At 69.3% G+C, this 9,830-nt stretch carries 9 protein-coding genes and 1 rRNA gene; 3 read left to right on the top strand and 7 right to left on the bottom strand.

Translation table 11 applies throughout. The annotated features are described in order from the left end of the window. From VF584_02245 to typA, 3 genes are all read right to left on the bottom strand, one after another. Positions 1–93: ribosomal RNA gene (locus tag VF584_02245) — 16S ribosomal RNA — on the bottom strand; the annotation flags it as partial. A gap of 321 nt (positions 94–414) precedes the next feature. Continuing rightward, the gene (locus VF584_02240; GenBank protein HEX8208980.1) at positions 415–651 is read right to left on the bottom strand and encodes a hypothetical protein; all 237 of its coding nucleotides are present in this window, start codon (positions 649–651) and stop codon (positions 415–417) included. A 227-nt stretch (positions 652–878) separates the two neighbouring features. Next, a complete protein-coding gene (gene typA, locus VF584_02235; protein ID HEX8208979.1) occupies positions 879–2,705 on the bottom strand; it encodes a translational GTPase TypA in 1,827 nt (608 codons plus the stop codon). 254 nt (positions 2,706–2,959) lie between these two features. On the opposite strand from typA, the gene VF584_02230 reads away from it, so the two are divergent. Both VF584_02230 and VF584_02225 read left to right on the top strand, forming a co-directional pair. Continuing rightward, positions 2,960–3,586: a type 1 glutamine amidotransferase family protein gene (locus VF584_02230; protein HEX8208978.1), complete on the top strand. Its 627-nt coding sequence runs from the start codon at positions 2,960–2,962 to the stop codon at positions 3,584–3,586. Continuing rightward, positions 3,583–4,044: a MarR family transcriptional regulator gene (locus VF584_02225; GenBank protein HEX8208977.1), complete on the top strand. Its 462-nt coding sequence runs from the start codon at positions 3,583–3,585 to the stop codon at positions 4,042–4,044. The genes VF584_02230 and VF584_02225 overlap by 4 nt, the downstream gene beginning before the upstream one ends. A gap of 375 nt (positions 4,045–4,419) precedes the next feature. On the opposite strand, the gene speB is transcribed toward VF584_02225, so the two are convergent. From speB to VF584_02205, 4 genes are all read right to left on the bottom strand, one after another. Further along, entirely contained in the window at positions 4,420–5,352 is a 933-nt protein-coding gene (gene speB, locus VF584_02220) for an agmatinase (protein ID HEX8208976.1), read from the bottom strand. A gap of 157 nt (positions 5,353–5,509) precedes the next feature. Next, entirely contained in the window at positions 5,510–6,019 is a 510-nt protein-coding gene (locus tag VF584_02215) for a Fur family transcriptional regulator (protein ID HEX8208975.1), read from the bottom strand. 60 nt (positions 6,020–6,079) lie between these two features. Next, positions 6,080–6,490 carry a hypothetical protein gene (locus tag VF584_02210; GenBank protein HEX8208974.1) on the bottom strand — a complete coding sequence of 137 codons (411 nt, stop codon included), beginning with the start codon at positions 6,488–6,490 and terminating at the stop codon, positions 6,080–6,082. An 11-nt stretch (positions 6,491–6,501) separates the two neighbouring features. Then, a complete protein-coding gene (locus VF584_02205; protein ID HEX8208973.1) occupies positions 6,502–7,602 on the bottom strand; it encodes a hypothetical protein in 1,101 nt (366 codons plus the stop codon). Here VF584_02205 and speA point away from each other — a divergent pair. Then, positions 7,548–9,704 carry a biosynthetic arginine decarboxylase gene (speA, locus tag VF584_02200; protein HEX8208972.1) on the top strand — a complete coding sequence of 719 codons (2,157 nt, stop codon included), beginning with the start codon at positions 7,548–7,550 and terminating at the stop codon, positions 9,702–9,704. The genes VF584_02205 and speA overlap by 55 nt on opposite strands. Positions 9,705–9,830: the final 126 nt, after the last annotated feature.

The raw sequence follows: 9,830 nt of genomic DNA, 5'->3' as shown, positions 1-9,830 counted from the left end.
TGAACCAGAGCCGAAGCCCTGATCCCGTACGACTTGCATGTGTTAAGCGCGCCGCCAGCGTTCGTCCTGAGCCAGGATCAAACTCTCCATGAGTTCAAACAGCTCCAGAGAACAAACGACTGTATCGTTCGTTCGGTTTCTACTTACCTTTAACAGAGCCTCTGTGCTTGCGCACGTGCCGGGAGAAGGTACGCCCCCGGCGAGGCCCACACGGACACCCATTACCCTGGTTTTCAATCAGCCCACCGGCAACCAACCCCGGTGCAGAGGGTGAAACTTACACCGCTCCCGTGGAGGTGTCAACCCCCCAGCCGGAGCCGTTTTGGGGCATCCCGCGCTCGCAGGTTTTTCGGAAAAAAGCTCCGGCGCCCGCATCCATCGCGGGCGCCGGAGCGGGTCCGGCGCGCGGCGGGCTCAGACCTCGTCTTCCTCCAGGTCGTCGCCCTCGGCCCACTCGTCATCGTCCTCGTCCCACTCCTCGTCGTCCTCGTCGTCCCACTCGTCGTCCTCGTCGAGGTCGTCCTCGTCTTCCCATCCCTCCTCGCCATCGCCGCTCCACTCGTCGTCCTCTTCGTCCTCGAAGCGCGCAAAGATCGCGTCCTCGAGGTCGAGCTCCTCACCGGTCGCCGGGTGAGCCATCGCGTTCGGCATTGCCAGAGTCTCCATGGTAGGCGGGATACGGAAGAGAGGCGCGGACCGGTGCCGACCGGTCCTCGTCGCGCGACGAAAGTAAGCGGCGCCCCCGGCCTGTCAAGCCTTGAATAACCGTTCCGCGCCGCATACGCAAATACCGCGTCATTCTCCTGCCGTTCCGCCACAAACGAAGAGCGCGCCGCTCCCGTGTGGGAACGGCGCGCTCGCCACCGGCCTGGAACCGCTCAGGCGCTGGCGCGGGATGCCTTCTTGCGGTCGCTGGCGCTCAGCAGCCGCTTGCGCAGCCGCAGCGCCTTGGGGGTCACCTCGATCAGCTCGTCGTCGGCGATGTACCCCATCGCGTCCTCCAGCGTCATGATCCGCGGCGGCTCCAGCAGGACGTTGTCGTCCGAGCCGGAGGCGCGCATGTTGGTGAGCTTCTTCCCCTTGGCGACGTTGACCTCCATGTCGCCCTGGCGCGAGTTCTCGCCCACGATCATCCCCTCGTACACCGGCAGGCCGGGGGCGATGAAGAAGGTGGAGCGCTCCTGCAGGTTGCCCAGCGCGAACGCCACGCTCTCGCCGTCCACCATGCTCACCAGCACGCCGCGGTTGCGGGTGCTCATGTTCCCCACGTACGGGCCGTACTCCAGGAAGCGGTGGTGCAGGAGCCCTTCGCCGCGCGTGTCCGTGAGGAACTCGGAGCGGTAGCCAAAGAGCCCGCGCGCCGGCACGCGGTACACCAGGCGCACCAGCCCGCCGCCGGGGTTCTTCATCTCGATCATCTCCCCGCGGCGCTGCCCGAACTTCTCGATCACCGGCCCCATCAGCCCTTCGGGGACGTCCACCGTGACCTCCTCGTACGGCTCCATCAGCTCCCCGTTGGGGCCCTTTTTGAGGATCACGCGGGGGCGCGACACGGCGAACTCGTACCCCTCGCGGCGCATCGTCTCCATCAGGATCCCCAGGTGGAGCTCGCCGCGGCCGGACACGGTCATGGTGTCTGGCGAGTCGGTGTCTTCCACGCGCAGCGCGACGTTGCTCTCCAGCTCCTTCATCAGGCGGTCGCGGAGCTGGCGCGAGGTCACGTACTTCCCTTCCCGCCCGGCGAACGGCGACATGTTCACCATCATGTCGACGGAGACGGTGGGCTCCTCCACGGCGATCCCCAGCAGCGCCTCCGGGTGCTCCGGGTCGCAGATGGTGGAGCCGATGTCCACGTTCGGCAGCCCGGCCACGGCGACCACGTCGCCGGCGGATGCGCTCTCCACTTCGCCGCGCTCCAGCCCCTCGAAGGAGAAGAGCTTGCTGATGCGGGCGCGCGCCATGCCGGGCGCGTCGCCCTCGTGGCCGTGCTCCAGCAGGATCACCGGCTCGCCCACCCGCGCCACGCCGCGCTCGATGCGCCCGATGGCGAGCCGCCCCAGGTACGGCGAGTAGTCGATGGTGGAGACGAGCATCTGGAACGGGCCCTCCGCGTCGCCCGTGGGCGGCGGGATCGTCTTCACGATGGTGTCGAAGAGGGGCGTGAGGTCCTTGCGCTCGTCCTCCGCCTCGTACATCGCCACGCCCTCGCGGCCCACGGCGTAGAGGAAGGGGCAGTCGAGCTGGTAATCCTTGGCCTCCAGCTCCATGAACAGCTCCAGCACCTCGTCGTGCACGCGGTGCGGGTCGGCGTCGCCGCGGTCGATCTTGTTGATGATGACCACCGGCTGCAGCCCCAGCTCCAGCGCCTTGCGCGTGACGAAGCGCGTCTGCGGCATGGGGCCCTCGGCCGCGTCCACCAGCACCACCACGCCGTCCACCATGCGGAGGATGCGCTCCACTTCGCCGCCGAAGTCGGAGTGGCCCGGGGTGTCGACGATGTTGATCTTGGTGCCGGCCCAGCGGACCGACAGGTTCTTGGCCAGGATGGTGATCCCCCGCTCGCGCTCCAGCGGGTTGGAGTCCATCACCCGCTCCGCCACCTGCTGGTTCTCGCGGAAGGTACCGGCCTGGCGCAGCATGTGGTCGACCAGCGTGGTCTTGCCGTGGTCGACGTGCGCGATGATTGCGATGTTGCGAATGGCCATATGTATCTCGGTCCCGTGCGGGCTCGATCGAAGTCTAGGTTTCACCAAACGAAAGCGGGCGCCTCTTACGGGAGGTGCCCGCCCTCGGTGTGCAGCCATGTAAAATAACGGGTTTACCTCCCGCGGTCCACCCCCGGAGCTGTTTGCTGGCTGAGGCGACGGGAGAGTTGACAGCAGACTGTCAAACGCCTATCGTTCCTCCGCAGATGACAGGATGCTGTCATCATCCACTCGCGCCCCGACCGGAGGATCTCATGGAGCAGAAGACCGTGCACCTGTTCGTGCTGGACACGATGGCGGATTGGGAGCCGGGATACGCCGTCAGCGGGATCAACCAGCCGGCATACCAGACGAATCCCGGGCGCTATGTGGTGCGCACCGTGGGCGCCACCCGCGACCCGGTGCGGACGATGGGCGGCGTGACGATCCTCCCCGACTTCGCGCTGGACGAGGTGACGCCGGGCGAGAGCGCGATGCTGATCCTTCCCGGCGCGGAGACGTGGGACCGGGGGGAGCACGCCCCGGCGGCTGAGAAGGCGCGCGAGTTCCTGGAGGCGGGCGTGCCGGTGGCCGCCATCTGCGGCGCAACGTCGGGCCTCGCGCGGTGCGGGCTCCTCGACTCACGGCCGCACACGAGCAACGCGCCGGAGTACCTGGCCGCCGCGCCCGGCTACGCGGGGCAGGCGCACTACGCCGGCGGCCCCGCCCTGCGCGACGGCGACCTGATCACGGCGAGCGGCACCGCGCCGCTGGACTTCGCCCGGCTGATCTTCGAGCGGCTGGAGCTGTACGCGCCGCCCGTGCTGGATGCGTGGTACCGGCTGTACAGCACCGGCGACGCGTCCGCGTTCTACGCCCTGGAGGGGGGCGGCGAAGCGTGAGCGAGGCTCCGCGCCTGGTCCGTTCGGCGGCGGGCGACGCGCTGACGGAGCTGCTCCTGCGCGTCTTCCGCCTGAACGGGCTCTTTCTCTCCGAAGCGGAGGAGATCGCGCGGCCCACGGGGCTGACGCCGGCGCGGTGGCAGGTTCTGGGCGCCGTTCTCCAGCAGCCGCGCACCGTGTCCGGGATCGCGCGCGTGATGGGCCTCACCCGGCAGAGCGTGCAGCGCCTGGCCGACGCGCTGGTGGAGGCGGGGATCACCGAGTACGTCGACAACCCCGCCCACCGCCGCGCCAAGCTGCTGCGCCCCACCGCCGCGGGTTGGGCCGCCATCGAGGTCATCCGCCCGCGCCAGTACGCCTGGACGCACCGCGTGACCGCGGACATCGGCGCGGAGGATCTGCGTGCGGCCGTGGCGACGATGGATCGGGTGATCGAGCGGATCGAGGAGATGGAGTAGGGGGCCCTCTCCCCGCTCGTCACCTCGCTGCCCCTCCCCCAAACTGCGGGGGAGGGGCGTTGGGCGTGCATCGGTGCGCGGTGGCTTGGGGCGGCGCGGGGGATGGCACGGGCAGCCACGCGGGGCGGCCCCTACGGGTTTGGGTGCGACCGGCGTGGGTCGCGGTGGGGGCGAGGGCGGGCAGACACGTGGGTCTGCCCCTACGGATCTGTGCGTAGAGCAGGGATCGAGCAGGCGGAGGGTGGGCGCGATGAATCGCGCCCCTACGGATCGATGCGTTTCCGGATGCGGAGGCACCGCGAGGATGGCGGCGATCTCCCCCCTCGCCCAGCAGTTTGGGAGAGGGGGGCCGGGGGGGGGGTGAGGGCTGGGCCCTCAACCCCGCGCCCTCAGCCCGTAGTACGCGATCATCTTGTACACCAGCTTGGCGGCCACGAAGTCCGGCGCCGCGTTGCCGCCGATGGGGGCCAGCTCCACCACGTCCGCGCCCACGACGTTCTTCTCGGTGAAGACGCGGCGGAGGAGCTTCATGGTGGGGTACCAGGTCATCCCGCCGGGCTCGGGGGTGCCGGTGGCGGGCATCAGCGAGGGGTCGAAGTAGTCCACGTCGAAGGTGATGTAGACGTCGTCGCCCAGCGCGTCCATGGCGCGGCCGATCCACTCCTCGTTGTCCCACATCTCCTCGGCGAAGATCGTGGTGATGGCGGGGGCACGCTCGCGCATCAGCGCCCGCTCCTCGGAGGTGATGGCGCGGATGCCGACCTGCACCAGGTCCGCGTCGTCGATGCAGCGGGCCATCACGGCCGCGTGCGAGTAGGGTGAGCCCTCGTACTCCATGCGCAGATCGCCGTGCGCGTCGAACTGGAGGACGGAGAGGCGGCGGCCCTGGAGTCGCGCGGCGTTGGCGAGCACCGGGGCGCTGGAGATCGAGTGCTCGCCTCCCAGCCCGATCACCAGCCGGTCACCGGCGGCCGCGAGGATGGTGTCGTACGCCTCGCGCAGCTCGCGCACGGCCGCCTCGGGGCCGGCGGAGCTGAGGTGGATCGCGGGGAGCGTGCAGACGCCGACTGCCGGGCCGGGCTCGCCGTCCAGCTCCTGGTCGTACAGCTCGATGTAGCGCGACGCCTCCAGGATGGCGGCGGGGCCCAGCTTGGTGCCGCCCTGGTACGACACGGTGGACTCGTACGGGATCGGCAGGATTACCACGCCCGCGTTCTCCCACCCGGCGGCATCGCCTTCAAGGCCCAGGAAGTTGCGGGGCAGCTCCCAGGGAAGGTCCTTCAGCGATTCGGGGAGGTCGTTGCTCATATCGGGTCCGGCGCTCGGGTTCGATGGGATGTGGGCGGGCGCAAAAGAACGGGTGCGCCCCCGTGCGTCAACGGCACGGAGGGGAGGCCGCGTCCCGCCGCAGCCTCCCCTCTTCCGTTCCCTCCCCGCGTCTCCGCGCCTCCGCACTTCCGTCAGGCTACCACGCCGGGCAGGTGAGCCCGTTGTAGGCCACGGTGACGCCCTGCTCCTGGCACTCGGCGCAGAGGCCGTGGATCTCCAGGCGGTGGCGGGTGGGGGCGAAGCCGTGCTCGCGCGAGACCGCGTCCTTGATGCGCAGCAGCTCCGGGCTGCGGAACTCCGTCACCTTTCGGCAGTGGGTGCACACCAGGTGGTCGTGCACCGGCTGCCCGCCGAAGAGGTGCTCGTAGCGCTTGAAGCCGTCGCCGAAGTCGTGGTCCTCCACCAGGCCGCTCCGCACCAGGATCTCCATGGTGCGGTAGATGGTGGCCTTGCCGATCCGCTCGCCCCGCTCCCTGAGGCGCGCCTCGATCTCCTCGACCGAGAGGTGCTCGGTGGTGCTGAACACCACGTCCGCCACCACCTCGCGCTGCTGCGTAACCGGGAGCCCCTGCTGCTTCAGGTAGCGCCGGAAGAGGTGGAGGTACGGCGAGGCCACGGGGGGAGAATCGAAGGTCGCTACCGACATGCTGGGCTCCTTGCGGGAAAGCTCGCCGACTTCACGGCACCCCAACGATAATCATTCTTGTTAGCGGGGGTCAAGCATCCCGGCGAGCTCGGCCAGGAGACGAGTCCAGTCCGCGGGGTCGCCGCCCACGTCGCGCACCTCGGGGGTCTCGGTGCCGCCGCCCAGCCGGCGCACCATCCCGTCCACGATGCGGTCCAGCCGGTCCGCGGGAACGGTGCCCTCTTCCTGGCGCGTGTCCACGCGGCGCGTCTTGCCGCCCTTGAGCGCCTCGGCCTCGTACGTGAGCGTGTGCAGGGTGCGGCGCTGCCCCCGCGCGTCGGCCTCGGCAAAGAGGGCGAGGACGGCCAGCCCGCTCTCCCGCGCGCCGAGGGGGCGCGGCGGGAAGATCCACACCTGGTCCACCTGTTCGGGCGGCGTCTGCTCCGCCGCGGCGGCCAGGGCGGCGGCGAGGTGGGGGTTGGGCGGAAGCAAGGCCGCGCGGGTCAGGCGAGCTGCCGCGAGGCGACCTCGATCTCCACGTAGTGGCGCAGCACGTGGAGGAAGTCCTGCGCGTTGGTGATGACGCCGAACGCCTGGTGGGTGCCGCGGTCCTTGAGCTTGGAAACCACGAACTCCGACGAGTCCACGCAGATGGTGGTAATCGGCCGCACTTCGCCCGTCTCCTCGTTCCACGCGTACGACGGCAGCATGTTGCCGGTGGCGATGGAGTGCAGCGCGGTGGCGATCATGATGACGCCGGTGGCGCGGCGGGTGTGCTCCTTCATCGTCTCCTGGCAGACGATGGCGTCGGTCAGGGTGTCCGGGAGGGGGCCGTCGTCGCGGATGGAGCCGGCGAGGACGAAGGGGACGCCGGAGGTCACCAGCGCGTGCATGATCCCCTCCTTCACCACCCCCTGCTCCACCGCCGCGCGAATGGAGCCGGCCGCCCGCACGCGGTTGATGGCGCGCATGTGGAAGCCGTGCCCGCCCAGCATGGGGAGGCCGCGCGAGTTCATCCCCAGCGTGGTGCCCATGGTGGCGGACTCGATGTCGTGCACCGCCACCGCGTTGCCCCCGAACATCACTCCCACGTAGCCGTTGCGGATGAACCAGGCCAGCGTGTCGCGCCCGCGGGAGTGCAGCACGGCGGGGCCCACCACCCACACGAAGCAGCCGCCGCGCTCCTTCTCCTCCACCAGGATGCGCGCCATCTCCCCGTAGTCGGTCGGCTTCTCGCGCGACACCTCGCTCGACATGAACTTGAACTCGCCTTCGGGGCCCTGGTCCGGGTCGCCCATCAGCCCCGCCACGTGCACGAAGATCCCCTGCGAGCCGTCCTCGGCCATCCCCATAGCCACCTTCTGGCCGGCGCGCACGTAGCGCCCCTCCAGCACCCGCGGCACGCCGTCCGGGTCCAGCACCAGCGCCGCGTCCATGCGCGGGTCGCGCGGGAGCCGCCACTCCCCACCGGTGTGCACGTAGGTGGGGAGGTTGGTGGTGGAGAAGAAGCCTTCCGGAAGGACGCCGTCGGCGGGCGCGGGGGCGAAGCGTGCTTCGGGCGCGGACTGGAAGCGCGGCTGCGAGAAGTCCGGTGCGCGGTACATGGGAGAACGATCTCGGCTGGGGTACGGAGGGCCGCTCGGGCTGTGCGAACGCGGGCGTCCGCGCGGCGCGGGGCCGGACGGCGGAAGGTAGCGGAGGCCCCCCGCGGCGGACAAGCCGGGGGCGGGGTCTTTCGCTCCGGGGCCAGAGGGTCCAAATTGCGCCCCCGCAACGCACAACCGCAACGCTCCCAACCCCGGAGGCCGCACTGGCTACCGACTGGACGATCGAAGACTCCCGCGAGCTCTACAACGTGGAGGGGTGGGGGGTCGGCTACTTCGAGATCAACGACAAGGGGCACGTCGCCGTGCGCCCCACCCGCGAGGATTCGCGCGAGCTCGACCTCTTCGAGATCGCCATGGACATGGAGGCGCAGGGGGTGCGCCTTCCGCTCCTCCTGCGATTCTCCGACATCCTGCGCACCCGCATCGAGACGCTGACGGACCGCTTTCAGCACGCCATCAAGGAGTTCGACTACGAGGGTGGCTACACCACCGTGTACCCCATCAAGGTGAACCAGCAGCGCCACGTGGTGGAAGAGATCGTGGCGTTCGGGCAGGCGCACGGGGTGGGGCTGGAGGTGGGGAGCAAGCCCGAGCTGCAGGCCGTGCTCGCCCTCACCGAGCGCGCGGACCACCTGATCGTGTGCAACGGGTACAAGGACGAGGAGTTCATGCGCCTGGCCATGATGGGCCAGAAGCTGGGGCACAAGGTGCTCATCGTCATCGAGAAGCTGAGCGAGGTGGAGACGCTCCTGCGCGTGGCCGACGAGATCGGCGTGGTGCCTACGCTGGGGGTGCGCATCAAGCTCACCACCACCGGCTCCGGGCGCTGGAGCGAGACTGCGGGGGAGAAGAGCAAGTTCGGGCTGAACGCGTCGCAGGTGGTGCGCGTGCTGGACAAGCTGGAGGCGGCGGGGAAGCTGGACACGCTCAAGCTGATCCACTTCCACCTGGGCTCGCAGATCCCGGACATCCGCAACATCAAGCTGGGGATGGCCGAGGTGGCGCGCTTCTACGTGGAGCTGCGCACCATCGGCGTGGGGATCGAGTACGTGGACGTGGGCGGCGGGCTGGGGGTGGACTACGACGGGTCGCGCTCCACCTCGTCGGCCAGCGTCAACTACAGCGTGCAGGAGTACGCCAACGACATCATCTACGGCCTGGCGGAGGCGTGCCGCGAGAACGAGATCCCCATGCCGCACGTGATCAGCGAGAGCGGGCGCGCCCTCACGGCGCACCATGCCCTGCTGCTGATCAACGTGGTGGACCTGGAGACGCAGGTGGCCGGCGAGCCGGAGCCGGTGGACGAGGATGCGCACGCGCTGGTGCAGGAGCTGGCGGCGACCCTCAAGGAGGTGGGCGTGCGCAACACCCGCGAGGTGTACCACGACACCTCCTTCGCCAAGCAGCAGATGCAGCTGTTCTTCAACAGCGGCTCGCTTTCGCTGCGGGAGCGCGCCTCGGCGGAGCGCTACTGGCTCGCCATCATGAATCGCGTGGCGGACGAGGCGCGCAAGGACCCGGAGGAGTACGAGGACATCCTCCCCGAGCTGGAGTCGGTGCTGATCGACCGCTACTTCTGCAACTTCTCGCTCTTCCAGTCGCTCCCGGACTCGTGGGCGATCGACCAGCTCTTCCCCATCATGCCGATCCACCGGCTGGGGGAGGAGCCCACGCGGCGCGGCACGCTGCAGGACGTGACCTGCGACTCGGACGGCAAGATCGACAGCTTCGTGGGTTGGCGTAAGGCCAAGCCGTCGTTGGAGCTGCACACCTTCCATCCGGACGAGCCGTACATCCTGGGGATTTTTTTGACGGGCGCGTACCAGGAGATCCTGGGCGACCTGCACAACCTGTTCGGCGACACCAACGCCGTGCACATCCGCCTGGCCGAGGGCGGCTACGAGATCGGCGACCTCGTCCACGGCGACACGGTGACCGAGGTGCTGAACTACGTGCAGTTCAACGCGCAGGACCTGGTGGCGACGTTCCGGAAAAAGGTGGCGAACGCGCGGCTGCCCCGCGCGCAGGCCAACGCCTTCATCGCGGACTACGTGGACGGGCTGGCGGGGTACACGTACCTGGAGTCGGAGGTGGAGTAGGGCCTCTCCGGGGCCCCTCCCCCGCTCGTCACCTCGCGGCCCCTCCCCCGAAAACCATCTGGGGGAGGGGCGCTGGCGTTTGCAGGGGACGTGGATTCTCGCGGGGTCGGGCACGGGCAGCCACGT

Origin of the sequence: Longimicrobium sp., assembly GCA_036389135.1 — a bacterium.
Classification (GTDB): domain Bacteria; phylum Gemmatimonadota; class Gemmatimonadetes; order Longimicrobiales; family Longimicrobiaceae; genus Longimicrobium.
The sequence above is the reverse complement of the archived record's forward strand: the minus strand, read 5'-3'. Positions and strand labels throughout refer to the sequence as shown.

What these genes read in the sequence shown, in the direction of transcription:
- VF584_02230 (HEX8208978.1), top strand. Translation starts at nt 2,960, where the DNA reads ATGGAGCAGAAGACCGTGCACCTGTTCGTGCTGGACACGATGGCGGAT.
- VF584_02205 (HEX8208973.1), bottom strand. Translation starts at nt 7,602, where the DNA reads ATGTACCGCGCACCGGACTTCTCGCAGCCGCGCTTCCAGTCCGCGCCC.
- typA (HEX8208979.1), bottom strand. Translation starts at nt 2,705, where the DNA reads ATGGCCATTCGCAACATCGCAATCATCGCGCACGTCGACCACGGCAAG.
- speB (HEX8208976.1), bottom strand. Translation starts at nt 5,352, where the DNA reads ATGAGCAACGACCTCCCCGAATCGCTGAAGGACCTTCCCTGGGAGCTG.
- VF584_02240 (HEX8208980.1), bottom strand. Translation starts at nt 651, where the DNA reads ATGCCGAACGCGATGGCTCACCCGGCGACCGGTGAGGAGCTCGACCTC.
- VF584_02215 (HEX8208975.1), bottom strand. Translation starts at nt 6,019, where the DNA reads ATGTCGGTAGCGACCTTCGATTCTCCCCCCGTGGCCTCGCCGTACCTC.